The sequence below is a fragment of the Thermostichus sp. MS-CIW-40 genome (assembly GCF_054058315.1).
Genome location: NZ_JBSSAC010000042.1, coordinates 1 through 24,449, shown reverse-complemented (window position 1 = coordinate 24,449; position 24,449 = coordinate 1). Strand labels below are relative to the sequence as shown.

At 54.8% G+C, this 24,449-nt stretch carries 21 protein-coding genes; 9 read left to right on the top strand and 12 right to left on the bottom strand.

From position 1 onward, the window contains the following. The first annotated feature begins 84 nt into the window (after positions 1–84). Positions 85–3,018: an O-linked N-acetylglucosamine transferase family protein gene (locus ACVWXF_RS11610; RefSeq protein WP_457474455.1), complete on the top strand. Its 2,934-nt coding sequence runs from the start codon at positions 85–87 to the stop codon at positions 3,016–3,018. Positions 3,019–3,084: 66 nt separating this feature from the next. After that, on the top strand, positions 3,085–4,413 hold the full coding sequence (locus tag ACVWXF_RS11605; RefSeq protein WP_457474454.1) for a hypothetical protein: 1,329 nt from the start codon (positions 3,085–3,087) through the stop codon (positions 4,411–4,413). Between the two features lie 23 nt (positions 4,414–4,436). On the opposite strand, the gene ACVWXF_RS11600 is transcribed toward ACVWXF_RS11605, so the two are convergent. Then, entirely contained in the window at positions 4,437–4,955 is a 519-nt protein-coding gene (locus ACVWXF_RS11600; protein WP_414329088.1) for a phosphoribosyltransferase, read from the bottom strand. A 65-nt stretch (positions 4,956–5,020) separates the two neighbouring features. Further along, positions 5,021–5,941, bottom strand: a complete 921-nt coding sequence (locus tag ACVWXF_RS11595; protein WP_011432133.1) for a branched-chain amino acid transaminase — start codon at positions 5,939–5,941, stop codon at positions 5,021–5,023. A 718-nt stretch (positions 5,942–6,659) separates the two neighbouring features. On the opposite strand from ACVWXF_RS11595, the gene ACVWXF_RS11590 reads away from it, so the two are divergent. Both ACVWXF_RS11590 and ACVWXF_RS11585 read left to right on the top strand, forming a co-directional pair. Next, positions 6,660–6,869, top strand: coding sequence for a PepSY domain-containing protein (locus tag ACVWXF_RS11590; RefSeq protein ID WP_457440395.1), 210 nt, complete (start codon positions 6,660–6,662; stop codon positions 6,867–6,869). A gap of 265 nt (positions 6,870–7,134) precedes the next feature. After that, positions 7,135–8,577, top strand: coding sequence for a hemolysin family protein (locus ACVWXF_RS11585; RefSeq protein ID WP_457474453.1), 1,443 nt, complete (start codon positions 7,135–7,137; stop codon positions 8,575–8,577). Positions 8,578–8,593: 16 nt separating this feature from the next. Here ACVWXF_RS11585 and ACVWXF_RS11580 read toward each other — a convergent pair whose 3' ends face one another. After that, positions 8,594–10,135: an aminotransferase class I/II-fold pyridoxal phosphate-dependent enzyme gene (locus ACVWXF_RS11580; RefSeq protein ID WP_414406708.1), complete on the bottom strand. Its 1,542-nt coding sequence runs from the start codon at positions 10,133–10,135 to the stop codon at positions 8,594–8,596. Between the two features lie 135 nt (positions 10,136–10,270). On the opposite strand from ACVWXF_RS11580, the gene ACVWXF_RS11575 reads away from it, so the two are divergent. Continuing rightward, positions 10,271–10,837 carry a DUF2854 domain-containing protein gene (locus ACVWXF_RS11575; protein WP_457474452.1) on the top strand — a complete coding sequence of 189 codons (567 nt, stop codon included), beginning with the start codon at positions 10,271–10,273 and terminating at the stop codon, positions 10,835–10,837. A gap of 176 nt (positions 10,838–11,013) precedes the next feature. Here the strand turns inward: ACVWXF_RS11575 and ACVWXF_RS11570 are convergent, their stop codons facing one another. The 9 genes from ACVWXF_RS11570 to ACVWXF_RS11530 all read right to left on the bottom strand — a co-directional run bounded on the left by ACVWXF_RS11570 (position 11,014) and on the right by ACVWXF_RS11530 (position 20,908). Then, positions 11,014–11,391, bottom strand: coding sequence for a hypothetical protein (locus ACVWXF_RS11570; protein WP_414329093.1), 378 nt, complete (start codon positions 11,389–11,391; stop codon positions 11,014–11,016). 84 nt (positions 11,392–11,475) lie between these two features. Continuing rightward, positions 11,476–12,483, bottom strand: coding sequence for an Ig-like domain-containing protein (locus ACVWXF_RS11565; RefSeq protein WP_457474451.1), 1,008 nt, complete (start codon positions 12,481–12,483; stop codon positions 11,476–11,478). 250 nt (positions 12,484–12,733) lie between these two features. Then, positions 12,734–14,854 carry an AMIN domain-containing protein gene (locus ACVWXF_RS11560; protein ID WP_457474450.1) on the bottom strand — a complete coding sequence of 707 codons (2,121 nt, stop codon included), beginning with the start codon at positions 14,852–14,854 and terminating at the stop codon, positions 12,734–12,736. 262 nt (positions 14,855–15,116) lie between these two features. Next, on the bottom strand, positions 15,117–15,839 hold the full coding sequence (locus tag ACVWXF_RS11555) for a hypothetical protein (RefSeq protein ID WP_457474449.1): 723 nt from the start codon (positions 15,837–15,839) through the stop codon (positions 15,117–15,119). Next, positions 15,839–16,546: a PilN domain-containing protein gene (locus ACVWXF_RS11550; RefSeq protein ID WP_457474448.1), complete on the bottom strand. Its 708-nt coding sequence runs from the start codon at positions 16,544–16,546 to the stop codon at positions 15,839–15,841. Before ACVWXF_RS11550 ends, ACVWXF_RS11555 begins: the two co-directional genes overlap by 1 nt. 60 nt (positions 16,547–16,606) lie before the next feature. Then, entirely contained in the window at positions 16,607–17,725 is a 1,119-nt protein-coding gene (gene pilM, locus ACVWXF_RS11545) for a type IV pilus biogenesis protein PilM (protein WP_457474447.1), read from the bottom strand. 219 nt (positions 17,726–17,944) lie between these two features. Then, the gene (gene kaiC, locus ACVWXF_RS11540; RefSeq protein ID WP_011432142.1) at positions 17,945–19,570 is read right to left on the bottom strand and encodes a circadian clock protein KaiC; all 1,626 of its coding nucleotides are present in this window, start codon (positions 19,568–19,570) and stop codon (positions 17,945–17,947) included. 28 nt (positions 19,571–19,598) lie between these two features. After that, positions 19,599–19,901 carry a circadian clock protein KaiB gene (kaiB, locus tag ACVWXF_RS11535; protein WP_457474446.1) on the bottom strand — a complete coding sequence of 101 codons (303 nt, stop codon included), beginning with the start codon at positions 19,899–19,901 and terminating at the stop codon, positions 19,599–19,601. Between the two features lie 2 nt (positions 19,902–19,903). Beyond that, positions 19,904–20,908, bottom strand: a complete 1,005-nt coding sequence (locus tag ACVWXF_RS11530; protein WP_457441905.1) for a circadian clock protein KaiA — start codon at positions 20,906–20,908, stop codon at positions 19,904–19,906. A 150-nt stretch (positions 20,909–21,058) separates the two neighbouring features. Between ACVWXF_RS11530 and ACVWXF_RS11525 the strand changes: the two genes are divergently transcribed. From ACVWXF_RS11525 to pgsA, 4 genes are all read left to right on the top strand, one after another. Next, positions 21,059–21,652, top strand: coding sequence for an IS607 family transposase (locus ACVWXF_RS11525; RefSeq protein ID WP_457474445.1), 594 nt, complete (start codon positions 21,059–21,061; stop codon positions 21,650–21,652). After that, a complete protein-coding gene (locus ACVWXF_RS11520) occupies positions 21,540–22,739 on the top strand; it encodes an RNA-guided endonuclease InsQ/TnpB family protein (RefSeq protein ID WP_457474456.1) in 1,200 nt (399 codons plus the stop codon). Before ACVWXF_RS11525 ends, ACVWXF_RS11520 begins: the two co-directional genes overlap by 113 nt. 52 nt (positions 22,740–22,791) lie before the next feature. Then, positions 22,792–23,727: a nucleoside hydrolase gene (locus ACVWXF_RS11515; RefSeq protein WP_414382892.1), complete on the top strand. Its 936-nt coding sequence runs from the start codon at positions 22,792–22,794 to the stop codon at positions 23,725–23,727. A 78-nt stretch (positions 23,728–23,805) separates the two neighbouring features. Further along, positions 23,806–24,324: a CDP-diacylglycerol--glycerol-3-phosphate 3-phosphatidyltransferase gene (pgsA, locus tag ACVWXF_RS11510; RefSeq protein WP_457442086.1), complete on the top strand. Its 519-nt coding sequence runs from the start codon at positions 23,806–23,808 to the stop codon at positions 24,322–24,324. The last annotated feature ends 125 nt before the right edge of the window (positions 24,325–24,449 follow it).

Genomic DNA, 24,449 nt, shown 5'->3' with positions numbered 1-24,449 from the left:
ACAGAAAGATCAACTGGTAGTAATCCGTACTGAACATATTATACATTATTTTCAGTATAGTTGAGCTTATTATTGACTAGAGTCATGCTCTTCCTTCAACCTATGAACCCTACGCTGCAAGCCCGGATCCTAGAAGCCAAGCAACTGCTTCAGCAGTCTCCCGATACCTTTGCGGAGTGGTTGGTTGCTTTTTACCGAGAGCAAGACGCAAAGGATTGGCGGGAGTTCCTATGGGGTTTCTTTGACCTCTCCTCAGCCAATGATTTGGCTTCCCCCTCTGAGCCAGAGGCAATTACCCTATCGGCGCTGGAGCAGGCCTTGGCTGCTGGCCAGCTGAACCTTGCTTACCAGCTTTACACGCCTCTGGTGAGGGCAGGGATCCTGTCCCAGGAGAAAGTCTTGGATTTGTTACTATCCCTCGCAGGCCGTCTAGAAAATAGCCCCACGCAGGATCCACAGCAGCGTCTTCAGGCTTGTCTGAAGCTGCGGGAGATGGCCTTTGAGCTGGATCCAATTCGGCGAGACAATGCCCAAGTTTTGCTGATGCGGGCTCTGCAAGCTGAGGACGAGCTGGCAGTAGGCTTTTATGGGCAAGCCCTACTGGAGAGCCTAGGCGGCGAGAAGAGCCTCGATATTACTCAGGAGCCACTCCTTACTGAATTGCTCGCGCGGCTATGGGACGATGGCTACCTGAGCTTGTTTTTTGAGGTGGCCACAACTTTACAAGTCTTTCTTCCGGAGGAACAAAGATCTGGATTTGCTGCTTTGCTGGCCCAGCTAGCCAATGCTGTGGATCCCGAGCAGGCGAAGCGCTATGAAGGTTTGTGGACGATAGAGGACTTAATCGGTGACTTTTTTCAGAGGGCAGCCCGCGCCTTCTTCCAGAACTCTACCAGTGATGGCTATTCCATTTTAGGAGAAGCTCTCATCACGGCGGCCGAGAGCTCACAGGTGCAAGAGAACTTTACTCTTCGTCTATCCCTTCTATCAGAATCGCTGGAAAAGTTGATCCATGCTGCCCAGCCAGAACGGATAAACCTTGTTATCCAGAAAATTATAGACTTAATTTTATCGAGGGAAGCCGACTTAGGATCACTAAGAATTAACGATGAAAATCTACTCGAGAGTCTAACGATTGCTAAAGCCATTCTGTTTCGAGTTTGCTTTTGTTGGAGTTATCTAACTGACGATCGCTCTCTGATTCGTCATTACCAACAAATTGGTGGTAGAATCTTTAACGACTGCCTAAGCTTAATGGCTTCTCAGCGAGACTTTCTTTGGTCGGAATATTGGCAGAAGAATCAGCAAGACTACTGCGGATCTGGCAGAACTAAGCGAAAGCTGAGGGTAGGCTTTCTGGGTAACTGCTTTCAGCGACATTCGGTTGGCTTTCTCAGTGAGGCTACTCTCAGGAACCTATCTCGCGATCTTCTGGACGTTGTCTACTACTACTACCAGGGGTGGAAAAATGAAGATATGGCCAGTCATGACAATATGTATCAAAAGTTTCGCTCTCACGAAAATCTCCATTTTCGCTTTTTTCCAGGAGAAACCAAGCCGCCTCAAGTAGCTGCTCAAGCGCGTGAGGATCGCATCGATATCATGGTTTTTATGGACTCCCTTACCAGTCACGATGCCAGCATCGTAGCAGCTTTGCGGGCCGCTCCTATCCAAATTGGTTGGCTTGGCGGAGATGCTGTCGGTTTGCCAGAATTTGATTACTTTTTCGCCGATCCCTATATCCTTCCTGAAGATGCACAGGCCGATTACCATGAAAAAATTATCCGCTTGCCTAGCTACTGTGCTGTTGAGTATCTGGACATTACTCCTGCAGATGAGGTGAATTTCAAAAACAAGCTGAGAATAGGCCCGCAAGATATTGTTTTCCTAACTGCGGCCAGTGCTTACAAGCGTACCCCCGAATGTATTGATGCCCATCTGCAAATCCTGAAAGCTGTTCCCAAGGGGATCTTGATCGTCAAAGGCTCGGGGGAAATTGCCACGGTTATCAGGCGCTATCAGGAAAGAGCCAAAGAATTAGATGTTTTGGATCGCGTCCGATTTCTAGCCAAAACCAGCACTGTAGAAGAGCATCGCGGCCAACTGGCTTTGGTGGATCTGGTCTTAGATACCTTTCCCTACACAGGCGCAACCCACACTATGGAAGCCCTCTACATGGGCGTGCCAGTTCTCACCTTGGTAGGTCGCCATTACTATGGTCGAATGAGCTATAGCTTACTTAGGAATATAGGTCTTGATGACTGTATTACCTGGTCAGTTGAAGAATTTATTGAGCGAGGAATCCAGCTGGCTAACAATCCAGAGCGACTGTCCAAGGCCAAACAGACTATTCGAGAGTCCTACAGTAAGTCGATCATCTGGGATCCAAAACGTTTGGCTATGGCTATTGAAAAAACCTATTTTGATCTGGCTCATAAACATCAGATTATCGACCAGGTTCCTCCTCTAGACGGGGGTGAACCTAGACTCCAGGTCAGTCAGCGTATCCGCCTTCATATAGGGGGAAAAGATCCCCATCCAGACTGGAAGATCCTAGACATCCAACCAAGAGAGTACGTGGATTACGTTGGCAACGCTATGGATCTCAGTCAATTTGAAGACAACTCCGTAGAAGCCATCTACGCCTCCCACGTTCTGGAGCACTTCGACTATGTGCGAGAATTGCCTGTTGTTCTCAAAGAGTGGCATCGAGTTTTACATTTCGGTGGCCAGTTAATGATTAGTGTTCCTGACTTACCTACTCTTTGTCACCTTTATATAGAGGAAGGAGCTTCCGCCGAGCAGCGATTTAGTATTATGCGCATGATGTTTGGTGGACAGACAGATGAGTATGACTATCACAAAGTTGGTCTCTCGTGGGAATATCTGTTCATGTTGCTGACTCAGGCAGGCTTTCGGATTATCCGCAAGGTAGATCGGTTCGGCTTATTTAATGACTGTAGTGAAATGGTTGTTTTCGGTAAACCTGTTAGTCTAAACATAATTGCGACCAAGTAAATTAAATTAAAATAAAAAAAGTTGTCTGGTTCTAGGCAATTCCTATCTCCCTAACTATCTTTTGGTATGAAATCAGTAGTTATTATCACCGCAGCCGACTCCAAGTTCTTCGATCTAGTGCAGGGAACTGTTCTTTCCATCCGAGGTAAGGAGCAGGGTAAATCTGTTGAGATAGGCTTCTTCGATTTGGGCTGTACCTCTGAGCAAGTAGACTGGCTTTCAAAACACGTCAATTACATTGTTGAGCCGGATTGGAACTATAACTTTGCTGGAGTTGAGAGTGTGCCTTCTTATCTGCGGGGATTACTAGCTCGGCCCCGGCTACGTAGGTACTTTCCAGACTATGAAGTTTATATTTGGATTGACGCAGATGCTTGGGTTCAGGATTGGTTCGGGATTGACTTGCTCATCCAGCGAAGCAAAAAGCGAGGGCTAGCTATTGTTCCGGAGATTGACCGAGGGAATAGATTACTCTATGGCCCAAAAGATTACCTAATTGATCTTAGTGAAGCTTACAGATACCACTTTCCCAGTCTGAGTGTCGAGGACTTACATACGTACCCCCTCCTTAATGCTGGTGTTTTTGCAATGTCCTATACTGCCAAGCACTGGGATCTTTGGGACTTTCGGCTTTCTCAAGCTTTAGCTAGAAGACCTTCTATCATAACCGATCAACTCGCTCTAAATGTAGCGGTCTATCTAGATGGGCTACTTAAGGAAACAGAACTTCTACCTGCCTATTGCAATTGGACTTGTCACTACGGACTGCCAAAATGGGATCCAAGGCAAAACCTACTTGTTGAGCCTTACCTACCTCACACTCCTATTTCTATCATACACCTAACCAGCCATAGTAAAAGAGAGGGAAGGCATGTACTATTGACCACTGAAGATGAGAAAATTGAAATGAGCTTAAAGTTTAGCGATGCCTCGCTGGAACACCAGAAGCAAAGCTTGACGCCTGCTTCCGCAGAGCAACTGAGTTTTACTACTTTAGGGATTTATCTAAGCCAGATTAATCTAGCTCTTTTTCCCGATTGGGATCCAAATCTTCGGGAATCAGTTACTGCAAGCTTGGAGCCTTTACTAAAGTCTATTCTGCTTAGTTCCAATCCTCAGCATTACGCTTTGATCGTGTCTGCAGAGCCAGACTACGGGATGGCGGAGTCAGTTCTGGAAGCCGCAGCAGCTAACGTTACTATCGAGCTTATGGATTTGGGACACGAGTTAAGTGTTGAGCCGTCTATTTTTTTGGTTAAAACTCTTAACTCTGAGCAGTGGAAGCGACTACTGGCTCGGGTTGATTACTACTACCCCCTTACTCACGAGCGAATCCCCGCAGGGATCCAGCCTGCCCTGGATAAGCTGCCCCGCTTCGAGTTTCCTACTGGTTAGAGCCCTGAGGTGATAAAGAAAAGTTAACCGGAAGAGCGTAGCAACTGCATCAGCTGCTGGGGCGTCATCTGCTCGTAGGGCTCAAAGGGCTGGTGGATCCAAGGGTTATCCGGCAAATAGTCCACATAGTAGTCGGGTTGATAGACGGAGGCGGCCTTGTACCACAGTACGCCGGTGCGGATCTCCTCGATGTAGAAGCCGTAGTGGTGCTTGAGCCAGTGGACAGAGCGCTTTAGGGTCATGCCAGAGTCTGCCAGATCGTCCACCAACAGCACGTGGCTGCCCAGGTTGGCGGTGGTCATGGCTAGATCCCGCGAGAAGGTCAGTTGCCCCCGCTGGCGGTTACCGGGCCCAGAGTAGGAAGAGGCTGAGAGAATAGCCAGGGGCAGGTCGAAAAGACGGGCCAAGGTATCGCCGATGCGCAGCCCCCCCTTGGCAATACAGACGATTTGGTTAAATTCCCACCCGCTTTCGTAGACTTTGACGGCCAACTCCTCGATTTTGCGGTGGTAGTCGGCCCAGGTAATGGAAATTTCGTGCAAGGGATCCCCCTCTACCCATCTAGAGTGCTCAGTTTAATAATGACGCTTCTCCCCTCGACTAGGGACTAGCTTTCTTTCAGAGGGATCACCTTCACCCAATGGGCATAGACGGGATCCCGATTTTCGGTAATTGCCGTCAGCTTCTGCCGCAACTGCTCGGTGATGGGGCGGGAGGGGGGCAGGACGTACTGCTCGATCTGGCGAATGGGGGTGATCTTGGCAGCAGTGCCGGTTAAAAAGGCCTCGTCAGCAATCAATAGCTCCGATTTGTCAACGGGCCGTTCTTGGGTAGGGATCCCCAGGTCGCGGGCCAGAGTGAGGACGCTGTCGCGGGTGATCCCTTCCAAGATATCTTGGTCGAAGCTGGGGGTAATCAGCACGCCATTGCGCACGATGAAGATGTTCATGCCCGAGGCTTCGCTCACTTTGCCCTGGGAGTTCATCAAAATGGCCTCGTCATAGCCAGCCTGCGCCGCCTCGGTTTTGGCCAAAGAGGAAGTGATGTAGGCGCCGGTGATCTTGCCCCGCAATGGTAGGCTGCGATCCTCTTGCCGGGCCCAAGAGCTGATGCGGCAACTGACTCCCTCTGGCGAGAGGTAGTCCCCCAGTTCCAAGCCGTACACGAAAAAGTCTTTCTCGATGTTGTGCAGCCGCGGCGAGATGCCTAGGTCGGAGGTGTACACCAAGGGGCGGATGTAGAAAGACGTGGAGGGACGGTTTTTTCGGATCAGCTCGACGATCACCTGCTCAATCCGTTCAGCAGGGAGATCAAAACAGAGCAGGCGGGCGCTTTGACTCAGTCGTCGGCAATGGCGATCCAGACGGAACACCAGAACTTGATCCGGGTTTTGCGGATCAGGGATCCCGCGTAGGCCGCCGAACGCCGCTGTCCCGTAGTGCAGAGCATGGGTGGCAATGGAGATCTTCGCCTCAGCAAAGGGGACAATCTGGCCCTGAAAGTAGGCGTAGGGCAGAAAATCTGGCATGGTCGGCACCCACCGGGGTAGGAATGAGAGGTAGGAATATTATCACCGATTCGTGCAGTGCCGGGAGCTCCAACGTCAGCATGACTTCCCTGCCTGTAGTAGCAGCACGCGGGATAGGCGTAGAGCATGCCTCTAACCCCCAAAACCCTGAACTTTGCTGAATTTACTGAGCTTTAGGCGGTTTGGCAAAAGTCATTGAGAGGGATATAGTAGACCAAGTTTCCCCCTGATCCTTGAGTCCACCGCAACGGTTGCCGGGAAGTGAAGGGGGAAAGCGCTCGGGGGGTATTCCTCAGGGCTTTGCGGGATACCGCCTTCCTGCTTAGACTCCGTCCCGCTAACGCGAACAGAGATAGGCAGGATGCGATCGCTTCTTTCCTGAACCATGTTCAGGAGAGTTCAGCGTGAATGTATCAGGTATTCCTCCCCCGCAGCAGCGTTGTTTAGCCAGTCAGTTTCCGAGAGGGTTGGATTGGAGAAGCAAACAGTTCGTAGCTGAAGAGGGGCCGAGCAACTACACCCTATGACGCAAGGGGGATAAACTCCTTGCGAAGGCAGCAATGCTCCTTGTGGCAAGGCTTCTTGAGTCTCAGGGTGTAGGGTAAGGAGGTGGTTGCTCAAGCAGCTGTAAATAAAGCCTGCAAAACTTTCGATTGCTTCCTTACTTTTGCTTGGCATTTTGCCCCTCGGCGGCCCGATGCTACTGGTAGGTGGGAGCATGAAAACTGCTTTTGCCCAATCTTCTGCTCCGCCTATCCCCATTAAGGAAGCTATTCGGATCGCTCGATCTGCTGTTCCCAATGCTGTGATCAAAGAAGTTGAGTTGGAGCGCGAAGATAGACGCCTAGTTTGGGAAGTGAAATTTACCAACGATATTGAAGTTAAGATCGACGCCACTACCGGCAATATTGTCGATATCGACGACTAGCACCCAGGAGATGCCCCCTGCATAGGCGGGGGTGAGCGTTGCCGGAAAAGGCTGTAGCTGCTACTGCTTGATGAAAAAGTAGCGACCTTGAGAACTGCGAAAGCTGGGTTGTGCAAAGGTCAGGGATCCCTTTCCTTTTGGGCATGGGGAAAGCGTCTACACGGTAGCTGCCTGATGGCTGAAGCCGGTTCGACAGCTGGCTAGGGACAGGTGGTGGGGTCAGGCTGAGCTAGAATGCTGTCTATCCGTCTTGCTGCTCCCCCTGATGGACGACCCCCCTTTAGCCTCGGCGGCTACTTTCCCCAACACTGAGCTTTCGTGGGGAGATGCGTCGCTTAGTCTCCTTTGGGTCATCGGTCTTCTGGTCATCAACGCTTTCTTTGTCGCAGTCGAGTTTTCCTTGGTATCGGCGCGGCGCTCCCGCATGGTGCAGTTGGCGAGCGAGGGAAACCGCCAGGCGGCAATTGTGCAAAAAGCCCAAGAGCAACTGGAATATGCCCTCTCCACCACCCAGTTGGGCATTACCCTGGCCAGTGTGTTGTTGGGCTGGATCGGGGCTACGCAAGTGGCGCCGACGCTGTTTCTGGCCTTGAGGCAGTTGGCTTGGCTTCAGAACCTGGATCCGGCCCTTGTTCGAGGGGTGGCAGTGGTGTTGGTGTTTTCGCTGCTCACCTACTTTCAGATTGTGGTGGGGGAGCTGATCCCCAAAACTCTGGCCATTCTCTATTCGGAGCCGATTGCGCTCAAACTGGCCTGGCTCAACCGCTTGGTAAGCCGCTTCCTCCACCCTTTTGTCGAGCTGCTCCGCTTCTCCTCCCGCTGCCTGCTGCGCATCTTGGGCGTCCGCATCCCCGAGGCCACTTCCTTTTACAGCACCATGACGGTGGAGGAGTTGCAACTGCTGATCGCCTCGTCGGTGGAGTCGGGCAACATTGAGGCGGAAGAGCGAGAGCTGTTGAGCAACATCTTCGAGTTCGGCGAGACGGTGGCCAGCGAGGTGATGATCCCGCGTACCAGCATCGACGCTGTGCCGGAAACTGCAACGGTGCAAGAGGTGCTGGCCGAGGTGGCCGAATCAGGACACTCCCGTTACCCGGTCTACGGCGAGTCTTTGGATGACATCCGCGGGCTGATCCACGTCAAGGAAGTCATTGGGGAGCTGGCCAAGGGATCCATCGACCTCCACAGCCCCATCACGCCTTTTATCCGCGAGGCCCACTTTGAGCCGGAGAACAAGCCAATTGCGGAACTGTTGCCCGAAATGAGGCAGCACCACTGGCCGATGGTGATGGTGGTGGATGAGTTTGGCGGCACGGCGGGCCTGATTACCGTTCAAGACTTGGTGGAGGAGATCGTCGGCAAGCTCTCCGATGGCCCGGATCCCAACACCAAGGAGCCGGACATCCAAGAACTTGACGAAAATACCTTGCTCATCCAGGCTCAGCTAGATATTGAAGAGATCAACGAGCGCTGTGGCCTCAACCTGCCTCTGCACGAGGATTACCAAACGCTGGGGGGCTTTTTGATTTACCACATGCAGAAGATCCCGCGTGCTGGGGAAAAGTTCACCTACCAAGACATGGAGTTTCAGGTGGTGCGCATGGAGGGGCCACGGGTGGATCGGGTGAAGGTAGCTCGCCGTTCTGGCACTCCGGCAAACTCCCTGCCGCTGCTCCCCCCAGCGCAAACGGCAAAAACCCGTCCATAAGCCCGCTAGGAGAGCATTAGGTCCTTGCCTTGACCACTTTCAGGGTCTGCAGGCGCACATCCTCTGGGCCGTTGATAAAGCCTCCTGCCTCATGCACCAACAGCAGATAGTTCACCGCCTCTTGAGTCACCTCTTCTCCCGGCACCAAAATCGGGATCCCAGGTGGATAGGGGGAGATGATCTCGGCGCAGATATGGCCCACTGCTTCTTGGAAAGGCACCCGCTGAATGGGAGCAAAAAAAGCCTCCCGGGGTGATAGCCGTTGTGGTGGCAAGCAAGGACGGGGCAGTTGTGCCAGCCGCTGCATTTTTTCCATTGCCGCTCTGGATGGGCGGGATCCCTGAAAATGTTGCGACAGGGCAGCGAAACTTTCCACCAGGCGGTCAATGTCTCGCTGGGTATTGCCGATGCTGACAATGAAGACCACATTGTGCAGGGTGGACATCTCCGGCTGCACGTGGAAGTGATCGTTAACCCAGTCGTGAGCGTCGAAGCCGAACAACCCCAGCTCTGTCACCGTTACCGTGAGGCGGGTGCGGTCGAAATCGAAAAAACCAGGGGTGGAGCCGATACGCTCTGGGCCAAAACAGCGCAAGCCGGGGATGCGGTTGAGACGGGCGCGGGCTTGATCTGCCAAAGCCAAGGCTTGGCCCAGCAGGGCTTCTCCCTCCAGTGCCATCTGCCGCCGTGCCACATCCAGCGACATCATCAGCACATAGCTGGGACTGGTCGATTGCAGCAGTTGCAGAATGTTGCGCACCCGGTTGGGGTCGATACGGGATCCCTTGAGGTGCAGCATCGAGGCCTGGGTCATGCCGGAGATCACCTTGTGGGTGGACTGCACCACCAGATCGGCTCCGGCTTCCAAGGCCGAAATGGGCAATTGCGGATGAAACCCAAAGTGGGGCCCGTGGGCCTCATCCACCAGCAGCGGCAGGCCGTGGGCATGGGCGATGGAGGCCAAAGCCTGCACATCGCAGCAGACCCCGTAGTAGGTGGGGCTGACTACCAAAACGCCTTTGGCATCGGGATGCTCCGCCAAGGCCCCCTCCAAACCGGCTGGGGTAATCCCGTGGGCAATGCCCAGCTCCGGGTCAAAATCCGGCTCGATATAGGCCGGCACCGCCCCAGAGAGGATCACCCCGGCAATGGCGGATTTGTGGCAGTTGCGCGGCAAGAGGATCTTGTCTCCCGGATCGCACACCGCCATCACCAGCGTTTCCACGCCACAGGTGGAACCGTTGACCAAAAACCAACTGCGATCCGCTCCATAAGCTGCTGCCGCCAGCTCCTGGGCCTCCCGGATCACCCCATCGGGATCGTGGAGGTTGTCCACCTCTGGCAACTCGGTCAGATCCGCCCGGAAGACGTTCTCTCCCAAAAAGGTCCGCAAGTCGGCAGGGATCCCACGTCCCTGTTTGTGGCCTGGCGTGTGAAAAGGAGCCTTATCCAAGCTGCAATAGTGGCGGATGGCCTCAAACAGAGGTGCTCGCTCTTGGGCTTTGCGATCCAGCGAGCGCAAGCAACGAGAGGTTTTGGACAGATTGGACAGAACCACAGACCACTCCTCAACACACCAGGTGGGCATTTTGTGATTATCCATCCCAATGGAGGCTAAGTCCACCGCTGGCGCTTTTCCTGCTAGCCTGGGTTTTCAGGTGGCCTTTCTTCTTCTTCTGCAATCTTGCCTGCGATGTTCGAGAAATTGCCCTTCCCCGTCAGTACCCTCGTTTTGTTGGCCGGCGTTGCCGCCACGGCTTGGGGCTTTGCCCACTACAACGATCCCACCCTCAATCTCATTGGCCTGTTTGCCGGGATCCCCTTGCTGTTGGGAGGGGTGACCATGAAGGTAGTGGAACTCAAGCCGGTACCTGCCCTGGCCGCCCCTTCTCTCGAGGTGATCCAAGCCCGCGCCCAGCAGGCCACGGAAATTCAAAAGCAAGTCCGCGCCGATATCACCAAATATAGCTACGGGGCTAATGCCCACCTGGAAGATGCCCTGGAGTTTCTGGGTCTGCGCGGCCCTCTGGAAGCAGATCTGCCCAAGGTGAGAGGGTACAGAGAAGAGCTGCGAGATGGCCGGTATACCTTGGTGCTTCTGTTCGATTCCCCCAAGGTTCCCTTCCAACAATGGCAGGAAAGCTACCAGAAAAAAATGCAAGGTTTCTTTGGCCGAGATGTGGAGGTGCAACTGGGGCAGCCCCAAGAAAATCAGGTGGAATTGGCGCTTGTTGCCCGAGGTGGATCCCAGGCCACCTGAGCAAGGCTTAACCTTCCACCTCATCTGTCAGTTTCACGACTTTTTCACGGGTCGGCTCTTAGAATCAGAGCATCTCATAGGGAAGGTGTGTTGAGGACTGAAACACTAGAGGAAGGATAACCAGGGATCCCATTGGCTGGGATCCCTATTTTTTCCATCGAGGCAGCAAGAAAGAATTAACGGGATCCCTCTCTGAGCAGCACAAGGATAACCCCGGCAATGATGCTAATCGTGGCTCCTGCGATCAAGCTGGTTGCCAGCCGCTCTAGCCGCTCCCCAACCGATTGAGCAGTGTCGAACTTGAAGCCCAACTTATCGACATCGGCGGAAAGTTTGCTGACACTTTGGGAGAGGTTATCCACCCTGTCGGTCAGGCTATCTACTCGGTTAGTCAGGTTGTCTACTCGATCCGTGAGGTTATCCACCTGCTCGGTCAAGCTATCCACCCGGTGAGACAACCCATCGACGCGCCCCAGCACTTCCCTCTGCTGGTTCACCAAAACTTCTACAACACGCTCAATCCGGTCTAGCCGATCCTCTGTGGGGGTTGTCATCAAATTGATCTCGTAGGTTCCTAATCTTAAAGTAAACAAACGAGCAAGGGATCTTTGTTGGTAAAGACTCTCCAGCCCATCAGGCTAACTCTTATGGGCCTCAGCCGCTTGATCCTGAATAATCCAGGTACGCAGGATTTGAATTTCATCAGCGCTCAAGTGACCTAGGCGATCCATGCCGGTGCCGTTGCGACGAATATAGGCCAATTCTGGGGATCCACTGCGTCCGATAAAAGATCCGGGAGACTCTCCCTGGGGATCACTCACAGGAACCCTGGGCGTAGGTTCAGCTCCTTCCCTGCCCTGCGACAACAAACTCAGGGCATCCACTCCCCCCCCATTCAAACGGATCCCTGCAGCTCGCTGGATGACAGCATGACGAGCTAACCAACGCGGTTTGAGCAACTCGCTATTTTCCGATCCCGGCGTTACATAACGCATCACCGCAGCATAGCTATCCAAGGGGCTGCGCCGCATCCGACCAGCCCGCTGATGACAGCCTACACAGCTAGCATCCAGTAGAGGTTTAATATCTCGCTGGTAGGTGTATTGAGGTTCAGTGCGGAAAGTCAATTCTATGGGCTTTTGTAAATCCAGCTCTTCCGCTGCGGGCAGGAGCACCCTGTAATCGGTGCTGTAACTGAGTAGCTGTAAAGGTTGAAAGATCAGCTCGTTTCCCCGAATGTCAAAGGCCACCTCCACAGGGGGCTGAATCCCAAAGGCTAGACCTGTTATTCCGGCGGGAAGCTGTCGATCAAAACGCAGATGGATACTTTGGTCAATTGGGATCCCTCTTTGGCCATTGGAAGGATTGCTGGAGACCAATGTAGTTCCATTTGCAGAGGGAGCAGTAAACTCTACCTGACCCTGCTGCACCGGTGCTCTCGGTTGTAAAAGAGCCAACGCATCGGGATAGAAAGTAGTGTGTTGCTCCAGTTGGCTAGGTGAGGGGTTCTGCTGCCAAACGCTGCGAGGCATTCGCACGGTAAACAGAGGAGCTTGCCGATCCCCGGCTTGTCCTAGTACTTCCAAGGTGATCTCCTCCGGCTGCGGCTGCGCTTGGAATTGTTGCGCCAAAGCTCGCCAAACCAAAGGGCGTGATTGCTCGACTAGCTGTGGATAGCTCTGACCCTGGACTGGTAGAGAAAGGCGATGGGTTTGCGACCACCCTGTGTCAATCGAAGCCAGCGCCCCAGCCAGAGCCAAGCTCAGCAGCAGGGATCCCAGTCTCAACCAAAATCGGCAAGAAAAGCTTGACCTTAGCATTTAAACCAAGATGTCTTTATAGGAAGGTAACTAGCTCAACAGGAAGAAAGCGGCTTGCAGCGATAAAGATTTTCCTTCAGTCCTCCAAAATTGTCGGCGTAATTAGGACTACAATTTCAGTTCTCTCATTTATCGTATTTTGCCTACGAAAAAGAGAACCCAGCAGAGGAATCTCAGAAAGCAGTGGAACCCTGTCAACAGATACTCGATCCTCCTCTCGTATCAAGCCTCCCAAAAATAGGGTTTCTCTGTCTTTCAGTCTGGTTTGCAAAGTTCCAACAGAACGCTGGTTCAGCAAGCTAATTACGGTGCCATCTGCCAAAGTAACTTGGCTACCGATGGATGAAATCTGAGGAATGAGATTTAACGTAACATAGCCATTATCGTCAATCCTAACATTTTGAATAAGCAAGTTAACTCCTGCGTTTCCCTTCTCGAAAACAACTACTGACTGGCCTGTTGCGGGATCCGTTTGTATTCTCCTGTTGGTAATGACTTCTTGGCCAACCACAACAGCCGCACCGGTGTTGTTGGCAACGACTACTTTTGGATCGGCCAATATCTTAGCTGTCCCCGAAGCAATAGATGCATCTATACGAGCTGCAAGAGACTGCTGGAGCCGGTTTAAAGTATTAAATACAAGTGAGCCCCCAGTTGCTGGAGCCGGAACCGAACCAACGTTAGGAACTGAGGATCCCTCGGGTTGGCTAAGAGGAGTTCCACCAAAGGTGGTATTATCTCCAGAACCCAGCGCAAAGTTTCCAGATGCACCACCTAATGCAACTCTTAAGTCAGAGTTGTCGTTAAGGTTAATCTCGATAAACCTGGCGCTAATCAAGACCTGTCGACTTCTGAGATCAATTTGGGCAAGATATGCTGCTATTACGTCATGTTGGGTAGGTGTGGCAACAATAGTCAGTGAATTCGTTCTTGGATCTGCTTGAATGGCCGATTCCTGAGCCAAAGGAATGTTTGATGCTTCCAAAATGGCTAGAATTCTGCTTCTAATTTCACTCGGAGTAACACCTAGCTGCCTAGCCGTGATTTCAGTTGTTCCACCTCCACCTGCGGCACCGGCAGCAGTTAAATCAAAGTTTTGGATCTCCTCTTCGATTCTCAGTTGATTGAGTCTGTACGTCCTGACGATCTGCTGGCCAACCCCAGGGAGTGTAGTACCAATGAAAACTGTTTGCCCTACGCGAGACGCTTGAAGCTCCTTCAAGCGCAAAATAAAGTTAAATGTTTCTTGTAGAGGTGAGTCAGCTACATCTAGGGAAATCGTCAAGTCCGGAGGCACATCATTGAGAACTACATTAAGCCCAGCTCGACGCACCAGTAGGCTTAACACATCACCTACAGGAGCATCTCTTAAGGTCAAAGTGATCTTGGCATTTGAACCCAAATCCACCGGGGGAGGAGCTGGAATAATACTGCCAACGGCAAGATCTCCAGCCGGGGGAGCCATTGCTCGACCTTGAAACGGAGAAACATCAGGATTGACAACCCCTGGCGGCAGTTGGGGTTGGTTGAGCTGGTCCACAGAAGGCACCTGAGAAATCACGGGTGCAGCAGGAGCAGCAGGTGTGGGAGGAGCCGCTTGAGCGGTCGGCGGAGGGGCAGGGTTTTGAGCGACCGGCTGGGGGGCAGGGGCAGAAGCTGTTGGCTGAGGAGTAGGAGCCGTGGGTTGAGGTCGGGTTGGGGATACCGGTTGACTGGGCACTGCAGCCACTGGAACCGGTGGGGCAGAGGGTAGGCCCTCAAAATCGAAGACCAACTGCGTCGGGCTGCGCCGAGCCAGCAAGCCTTGGGGAGCTGCGGTCACACCGGCTATTTCTATCCGCACGCTGTCGTTGCTCAACTGCCGGGCCTCAATGAAGCGCACCCCCGGCAGGGGAGACTCTTGGCGATAGCGGCCCTGGCTTCCGCTCAATTGAGCATTGGTGATGTCCCCGATCCAAGATTGTCCCTGCTGGGTAAAGAACACCTGTGGGCGAGCGCCCCCTTCGGTGTTGATCTCCAACTGCATGCGGTTGCCGTTGGGCACCAGGCGGATATCTGTGATGCGGCTGAGGCGTTGCGGGTTTGCGGAGGTCAACTGTTGAGCGGCTGCCTCATTGACCCGGCTTTCTAAGGCCAATGGGGGCAGGGACAGGATCAAGCCCAACGCACACCCATAAGCAACTCGACGGTTCATCATCCTCACACCTCACTCCTTCACCCAGTCGTATTCTTGCTTCACCTCGCCACAGGTGCCTTTGGCCTCGTTCACCCCGTGCTTCCCTAATCAAAGCCGAAATCTCGGACTTTGCCACTACCTGTAGCCGTTTCGGAAGAAATTTTTCCCAGATCTTCGATTCGGCAACACTATCCGTGCTGAACCGGCGGTTGTTCCCGTCTTCTGAAAACCAGAGGGGATCCCGCACTGGCAGGATCTCCCCCTGAGCCGAAGCATAGCTAGGCTATTGGCTGGGTGCTGCCTGTTCTCCTTCAGGGGGGGCTTGCCCTTCAGGTGCAGGAGCAGTGCCCAACGGAACGTCCTTGTTGTAGATGTAGGCAATCAAATCAAAAGCAGCGTCCAGCTCCCCTGTGTCTTGAACAGGATTTAAGCTGATGTTGCTCACCCGGAACAATGTGCGCAGACGCTCTATATCTCCCATCAGATTGATCAGCTCCGTATAGGGGCCACGCAGAGCAACGCGGGTGGTTTGCACTTGGATGGCGGGAGCGATGATCCCAGGCACTTCCGGATTGGCCGAAGACGCTGGAGTCAGTGGAGAAGGGCTAAAGCTGCGCAGCTCGCTGTTGGGCTGCCCTCGCACCAGCCGGTTGAGATCCAGCAGTTGCGTGTCGGCATTCTCGGGGGTGGAGAGCAGGGCACTGATCTGTTCCCGCTCCACGCGAGCTCTCTCGACCTGATTGGGCACATCTTGCAAACTGGCAATCTGGCTCTTTATGTCCTGCAACTGGGTGGTTTTGTTGGCTACCTCCCTTTCCAAAGCCTGTACCTCCTCGATCAAGGGGCGAAGTTGGGTGAAGGCCAGAAACCCCGCCGCGGCTAACCCTGTGATCCCGATTAAAAGACCAATTCGAATGGGGGTCAGCTCCACGCCCAGCAGTACCGGCGGCCCTGCCGGGGGAACCACCAGTTGTTCGTCGGGAAAACCTTCAACCGATCCAGTCATCAGTTCGCCTCCACTCGACGCAAAATGCGGATCTTTTCAACCAAGCCTATCGCTCCCCGCTGCTCCAGCTCGCGGGTAAATTCTGGGTCGGGATCCCCCAGGGTGCGGATGGTTACGGTTATGCCGTAGGTGACGCTGGGCTCGGTTAGGTCTGTGCCGTCCACCCGGGAGCTGCTGTTCAGGACGGCGCTGGTAACAAAGTTGGAATCCAGCAGGGTGAGCAAAAAGTCGTTCACCAGGGGAAAGTCCAGCGCCCCTCCTTGGATATTGACGGTATCCCCGGAAGCGCTGATGTTGGTTATCCATACCCCCTGGCCGGGGATCTTGCGCCGCAGCTCTTCCAAGATGGCCGACCAAGGCTGGACGGATCTCAGAAAGGAGCGGAACCCTTCCGTTTGGGCGCGAATGGTTTGCAGCTCTTGATTGGCATTCTGCAGCTGGGACAACTCAGCATTGGCTGTGCTGAGCTCACTGTCAAGGCGAGCCCGCTCCGCCCTCAAGGTTTCTCTCTGGCGGGAAAAGCTGTCTTGGAAATACCAAAAAGCTCCCATCGCTACAGCAGCAACAGCAACCCCCAGGCCAATGGCCGGGATCCAATTCTGGGATCCCTCTGCAGCCTCAGCTGCGACTACTGGTCCCCCACCTGTTCGAGCTGTGGTGAGGACATCCGGCCTTTCTTTGAGGAAATTGATCTCCGGTGTGTACATCTCTTTAACCGCCTTGTGCGCTATTCCATCGGTTGGGCGAGCTTGCGCTGCCTGCTGCCGCTACTTGGTGTCTTCCCGTAACGCCAACCCCAGGGCCACTCCCATTGCTGGGCGTTCCTCCAGGGGCAGTTCCACTGAATCCGGCACGACAATGTTGCCAAAGGGATCCGCCAACTCCACCGCCACGCTCAACGACTGAGATAAGAAGCCGTCGATTTGGCCGATGCTTGCCCCAGTTCCGGCCAGCAGTACTTTCACCACAGGCGAGCTGCTTTCTGTGCTCGTAAAGAAGTCGATGGAGCGCTTCAGTTCATCCGCCAAATCGGAGACAACGCGCGTTACTGCTGCTACACCGGGATTGCTGGGCGCTGGCTGTTCTCCCGTGGCCAAAATATCGGTGGGGTTGATCAAGGGTAACCTCAGAGTTCGCAACAGGTCGCCGGTGCGGCTAAGCGGCAGATTCAGGGATTGGGCCAGCACCTGCCGCATGTGGATGGTGCCGATGTTGACGGTGCGGGTAAATTGCGGGATCCCGTTCACCAAAATGCTGATCTCGCTGCTGTCGTAGCCGATGGAGCTGAGCAACACGGCCTCTTGGGGGCCGTACTGGATTAGCTGATCGCGGATGGTGCGAATGAGGGAGAAGCTGGCCAGCTCCACACAGCGCACCTGCAAATTGGCTGCCTGCAGCACCTCCAGGTAGTTGTCCACCACCTCTTTGGGGATGGCCACCAGCAAGACTTCGATGCGCTCAATGCCATCCTGGGAAAGATCAAGACCCAAGGGCTGGTAGTCGACATCCGCCTGATCCCGCGGATAGGGAATGTAAAGTTCGGCCTCCTGCTCCAAAACCACCCGGCGCAGCTCATCGGCAGGTAGGTCGGCAGGCAGGCGAATGAGACGAACGATGGCCTCCCTTACGGGCACTGCTGTGGCTGCCGGCAGGTTGGTGGGCACTTTGTTTTCATTGAGCAAATTCATCAGGATCAAGCCAACTGTGCTCGGATCGAGGATGCGCCCTTCGACCATCGCCCCTTCTGGCATGTCCACGCTGTGGTAGTGGGCCAGACGATAGCGACCATTGCCCTGCTTTTTCAGTTGGGCAACGGCGATGCGCTCGGGGTTGATGTCCACCCCAAGCATGGTTCGGGTTTTGGAACCACCAAGAAAACTAAACACGCCGGGAAACCCCGCCCTTTGCGCTACTGCTAGAGGCATACTACCCAATTTGTAGGTGGGTTACCACTGTTCGCCATTGGCCGCGGGGAAATCCTTGTCTGGGCCGATCCCTCCCTGCCGGCCGCAAGTGCAGGGCTTGCGCGGTGTTGAGCGGTGTTGGAAATTCGCTTGACTCAACGGGTCTGTTGCCGGGCCCACTCACGGAACTGTTGTAACCGCTCACAACCCTTCTTCCTCGAGGGCCTGGACGTTTTGCACAATCCGGGAGAGCTCGTTTTTCTCATCCACATTGATGCGAGTCGGGGATCCGCTGATGATGCGCTCGTAGCCCCGGAAGGAATCGCGGATTTGGATGCCCGCATTGGAGATCAGGTACTCGCGGATCCCTTTGTCGTGCCAGGATCCCCGCATTTTGAAGACGTTGAGGGCGCGGGCCATTTCTCCGCGGATCTCCACGTATTGCAGCAGGATAATCGTGTCGGTGATGGTGGAAATATGGGATTCGGTGATGGAATGGGATCCCATGAATTGGTCGGTGGTGTTGGTGAAAAAGCCGGTGATCTCCTCCTGCTTGGCCAGGCCGGTTACCCCGATTACAAACTGGCGGAAGGCATTTTGGCTCACCCCCCGCGCCAGGGCTGACAGGGAGTCGATGGCCATGCGGGAGGGCTTGAAGGCCATCATCTCGGTTTTGATCTTCTGCAGGTGGTCTTCCAGGCCGGCAGATTCTGGGTAGGCGCAGATGATCTTGAGGAGGCCCTGCCGCTCGAACTCTTCCAGGTCAATGCCCCAGGAGGAGGCGTTGCGGGACAGCTGCGCCCGCGACTCTTCGTAGGCAAAGAGAATGCAGCGTTCCCCATCCAGGCAGCCCCGCTCCAGGAATTTGCTCACCAGCGAGGTTTTGCCCGTGCCGGTGGCGCCGGTGGCCAAAATAATCGAGTCCTTGAAGAAACCGCCGCCGCACATTTCGTCCAGCTTCTCGATGCCGGAGGAGACCCGCACGTTGGAGGAGCGCTGCGTCAGCTGCATGGCTCCCAAAGGGAAGATGTTGATCCCGTCGTTGGTGATGGTGAAGGGATATTCCCCCTTCATGTGGGTGGTGCCCCGCAGCTTCAAGATCTCAATGGTGCGCCGCCGTTTCTCTCCCTCCAGGATGTTGCGTAGGATCACCACGTTATCGGAGACGAATTCCTCTACGCCGTAGCGGGCGATGGGGCCGTACTCGTCGGTGCGCTCCGTGGTCATGACGGTGGTGACGTTGGCCTGCTTGAGGCGGGCCGTCAGGCGGAACAGCTCCCGCCGCACCACACCGGCAGGGTCGTATTGCTGAAAGATGGCTGTCACTGAGTCGATGGAGACCCGCTTGGCTTTGTATTTGCGAATGGCGTACTGGATGCGCTCGATGAGGGCCGACAAATCGAAATTGCCGCTCACCTCATAGCCTTCGGGATCGGGGGAGGCATCCAGGATAAACAGTTGGCCCCTGTCGATGAGGGCCTGCAGATCCCAGCCAAAGCTGGAGGCATTGCGAATGATATCGGCGGGGGTTTCCTCGAAGGTGACGAAGATCCCCGGCTCTTGATACTTCACGATGCCGTTGTAAAGGAACTGCATGGCAAACAGGGTTTTGCCGGTGCCGGAGGTGCCGCTGACCAAGGTGGTGCGTCCCAGGGGTAGCCCACCGTGACTGATGTCTTCAAAGCCCTCGATGCCCGTCTGTTTTTTGGGGATCCCTCGCAGCTCTGAGAGATCCGCCCGGTGGTTGTCTGGGGTTGGTTCGGTGGAGTCCTCTGCGGTGTTATCTTGTGGCTTTTCTGGCTCAGAAGGCCCCAATGACTGGTTCATCCCACTCTCCTTGCTCCTGCAGCCTGTCTCAAGCCTCTTCGTCCAATTCTTCGTAGAGCAGATCCAGGCCGATGAGCACTTTCTCGCGGTTGGACAGATCGCCAATAATCTTCCGCACCGGTGGCGGCAGGATTTTGGCCAAGGTCGGCGTTGCCAAGATCTTATCTTCCTCTGCCAGTTGCGGATTTTTCAAGACATCGATCACCTTCAGGGTGTACACGCCGCGGAACTCCTTTTCCAAGATGTCTTGCAAGGTGCTGAGGGCACGCAGAGAATTGGGGGTGTTGCCCGCCACGTAGAGCTTGAGAACATAGGCTTTGCGAGTGGACATATCTAAGGATCCCTTGGAGCGGTTTTGGGAATGGAGCGGCGGTACATTTCGCTCAGGTGGGCCATCACATCGATCAGGGTAAGGCGGTAATCCAGCAGGATCTCTTCGCTGCGGCCTTCCAGTTTCAATTGTTTGGCAAAGTCTTCCATCAAGTTCATGTGCAGCTCCAGCAGTTGAGCAGCGCCGATATCGGCAAAAAAGGCCAAGGCCACCAGCTCGTCGATGCGGGCATTGACGGTCTCGGGAGATTGAAAATAGTCCAAGACGATTGCCTGGTAAAGGTTACGCAGCCGTCGCATGAGGGCTTGCTGCTCGTGGGGCGGGAGGCGACGGTAAAACAGCTCTGGGTCACGATGATAGTACACTCCGGCGTAGCCCAGCCGTTCCCGCAATTTCTCCGCCAGCCGCCGTTGTTGTTGGTTGCTGTAGGCCAGGTAGGGCTGATCGCTGGGATGCGCTGGGCCCTGCGGGAGGCCGCAGGTGGGAGACATCTGCAGAAACAAGGCGATGGCCCGATCCACCAGCAGCTCCAAGACGGAAGGGGATCCCGAAGCGGTACAGTCGGCCCGCACCTGCCCCTTCAGCTCCTGTGGCGAAATGGGACGGACGAGGGTGGCGTTGTGGTAGAAAAACTGCTCTCGCTTGAGCAATGCTTTCACCAAAGATGAGGTGGCAGGGATCTCTCCTTCCGTCTCCGGTGTTTCCTTTTGCAGGTGGGATTCTTCCAGCACAATCGCCAACACCGTCGGCAGCAGCAGTCCCCACGCGCAGAGCTGATTGCCCAGATCGTGCAACTCTTGCAGCCGAGTGGGATCCACCAGGAGCACCAAGCAATCGACATGGCCGTCTTGTTTTCTGAGGGATCCCAGAAAGGCGGCTTGATCCCGAAAGCACTGGACGACAAAGCGCTCAGGGGGTAGCCAGTCCTCGCAAGCTAGGGGTTCCCCTGCTGGCGGCTCCCAATCCAGCAACAGGCTGATGCGCAGTGGGTGGGTGTCAGGCAACAAGACAAAGGATGAAGATATATTTCCTATCTTAAATCTGACCGGGATCCGCGCTCACCGGCCAGAGGAAAAGAGCGGGAGCATGACTCTAGTCAATGATACGCTGGACTATACTGAAAATAATGTACAGTATGTTCAGTATGGCTGCTTGGTATGGCTAGGTATGTAAAACCGAGAGAAGCGGCGGATTATTTTGGGGTGTGTCTCCACACTTTGAGGCGATGGGAACAGAAGGGCTGGATCAAAGCAATACGTACACCATCCGGTAGGACGAGAAGGTATGACCTCGACAGCTACATCAAAGCGCCAAAAAAGATCAAACGAGTCGTTTTGTACGCCCGAGTCAGCAGTCGAGGGCAGAAACCAGACTTGGAGAGACAGATTGCAAGACTGGTTAACCTCTATCCTGGAGCCGAAGTGGTCGGAGAGGTTGGCGGCGGTCTCAACTTCAAAAGACCAAAGTTCCTTGCCTTATTGGAACGAGTTCGTGCGGGAGATGTCGGAACAATTGTGGTCGCTCACCAGGATCGACTCTGCCGGTTTGGATTTGAGTTCGTTGAATGGTACTGCCGTCAATACGGGTGCGAAGTCTTGGTTCTCGATGACGACCACCTTTCTCCCCAACAGGAACTGGTTGAGGATATCCTCACCATCCTGCACTGCTTCAGCAGTCGGCTCTACGGACTCAGAAAATACCGGGCTGCAATCGAGAAAGATACGGATTTATCCGGAACCGGCGTTGGCTAAGATTTGGAAGCATTGGCAGGCGGCGTGCCGGTACTGCTACAACCAAGCGACTGCCTATCAGCGTCAGCATGGTGCTCCAAGAACGGCCAGAAAGCTGCGGGACATCATCCTGCGCTCAGACCTGCCCGGGTGGGTGAAGGACGCCCCCTGCCACATCAAGCAGAACGCGGTCGTCGAGGCGTGGTTGGCGTTCCGCCGAAGCAAAGACGCGAGGTTTCGCAGTGTGCGGGACAGGTCGCATACGCTGCAGTTCAACGCCGGCAACTTTCGCAATGGGACGTGGTATCCGAAACTCACCCGAGGTTTGGCGTTCCGCGCATCCGAGGAGATGCCCAGAGAATGGGCACGTGGAACTGAGCTAATGCGGGTGAAAGACAGATGGTATGCCATCTTCCCTGAGCCCGTGAACGAGCAGTGTTCGTTAGCAAAGGGGGTTGTTGCGCTTGATCCTGGAGTAAGAAGCTTCCTTACAGGGTTTGATGGAGCAGGCTTTGTAGATATCGCCAAGGGGGACTTTGGCAGAATCGCTCGGCTGTGCTACCACCTAGACGACCTGCAATCTAGGCTGAGTAAAGCACCGAGACCCAAGCGTAGGCGAATGCGGCAAGCGGCGTTTCGTCTGCGGGAGAGAATCAGGAACTTGGTGGACGAGTGCCATCGCAAGGTAGCGGCGTTCCTAACGGATAACTACCGATTGATATTCCTCCCCACTTTCGAGTCAGCCAAGATGGTTGCCAAGGCAGGGAGGAAGTTTGGTAGCAAGACGGCAAGGGCGATGCTCACCTGGGCGCACTATCGGTTCAAGCAGTTCCTGAAGTTTCAAGCCAAAAAGAAAAACGTGGTCGTCGTGGAAGTATCGGAAGCGTACACCAGCAAAACCTGTACCAAGTGCGGGCACATCCACACGAGGTTAGGTGGCGCAAAGGTGTTTCGATGCCCAAAGTGCAACCATAGGCTACCACGGGATTGGCAAGGCGCTCTGGGTGTTATGCTCAGGGCTTTGCGGGATACCGCCATCCTGTTCAGCAGTGGGCAGGATGCTATCGCTGCACCGTTGAGCGATAATGCTCAGCAGTGTTCAGCGTAAATGTATCAGAAAAACCTAAACTAGGGGTGAGTGAGCTGCTGCCGAGATCCCTATGGTGCCCCTGATCATCGACTGTGACCCTGGCCAAGACGATGCGGTGGCTCTGCTGCTGGCTATGGCGTCGCCAGAAGAGCTGCAATTGCTGGGCATTACCACGGTGGCTGGCAATGTCTCCTTGGACAAAACCAGCCGCAATGCTCGACAGATCTGTGAATTGGCCGGTCAGCCGCAGATGGGGGTGTATGCTGGCTGCCCCCGACCTCTCTTGCGCCCTCTGGAAACCGCCGAGCAGGTGCATGGCAAAACCGGGATCGATGGAGCGGATCTGCCGGAGCCCCAGATGCCTTTGGGATCCCAGCATGCAGTGCCCTATCTCATCGAGACGCTGATGGCTGCCCCTGAGCCGGTTACCTTGGCTTTGCTGGGCCCGATGACCAACTTGGCAGTGGCCCTGGTGCAGCAGCCCCGGATTGTGGAGCGCATCCAGCGGCTGGTGTTTATGGGGGGATCCGCCTTTGAGGGGAATGTTACCCCGGCAGCCGAGTTCAACATCCTCACCGATCCCCACGCCGCCCAGATCGTGCTCAGCGCCGGGATCCCGGAGGTGGTGATGCTGGGCTTGCACGTCACCCAACAGGTCCTCAGCACGCCGGAGCGGATTGAGCGCATCCGCGCCCTGGGCACCCGCGTTGGGCAGACGGTGGCCAATATGCTCACCTTTTACGGTAAGGTCGACGTAGAACGCTACGGGCTACCGGGAGGGCCATTGCACGACCCTTGTGTGATTGCCTATCTGTTACAGCCGCAGTTGTTCGAGCTCAAGCCCTGCTACGTCGAGGTGGAAACGGCTAGCCCCTTGAACCTGGGCCGGACGGTGGTGGATCGCTGGGGATCCAGTGGTCGCCTCGCCAATGTCCAGGTGGCTTTTGGGGTAGATGCCCAGGGGTTTTACCACCTGCTCACCGAGCGCCTGGGCCGTTACCGATAATTCTGATAGTTCTGATCCTTGAGGCCAGATCCGAAGGTGGAGAATCCCAGCGCCGTCCAACGTGCCAAGCTGGAGTGGGTGAACCTGCCCACCGCCATCACCCTGCTGCGGTTGGCAGGGATCCCTTTTGTTTTGCTGGGCCTGAGCCTGCGATCCCCACTGGGGGAGAGGTTGGCCCTCTGGGCGTTCCTGTTGGCGGCGGCAACCGATTGGCTGGATGGCCATTTGGCCCGCCGTTATGGCTTGGTAACCGATATGGGCAAGTTTTTGGATCCTCTGGTGGATAAGCTGCTGGTGTTGGCGCCGCTGCTGGGCCTGCTGGAACTGGGGCGGATCCCCGCTTGGGGCGTGTTTTTGCTGATGGGGCGGGAGCTGGCCATCGCCGGCTGGCGGGTCAACCAGAGCCAAATCCGCGGTGCCAATTTCTGGGGCAAAGCCAAGACGGTAACCCAAATCCTGGCCATTGCTTTGCTGATTTTGGGGTGGCCGGGAGGGATCCCTTGTTTTTGGGTGGCGGTGGTTCTCACCCTGATCTCGGGCCTGACCTACCTGCACACCGATCATCCCCATCATGCGCAGTCACCCGGCAGGCCATAGCCCTTGTCAGATCCCCCCGCCCCTCGCCGACAGAGGAGCATGACTCTAGTCAATAATAAGCTCAACTATACTGAAAATAATGTATAATATGTTCAGTACGGATTACTACCAGTTGATCTTTCTGT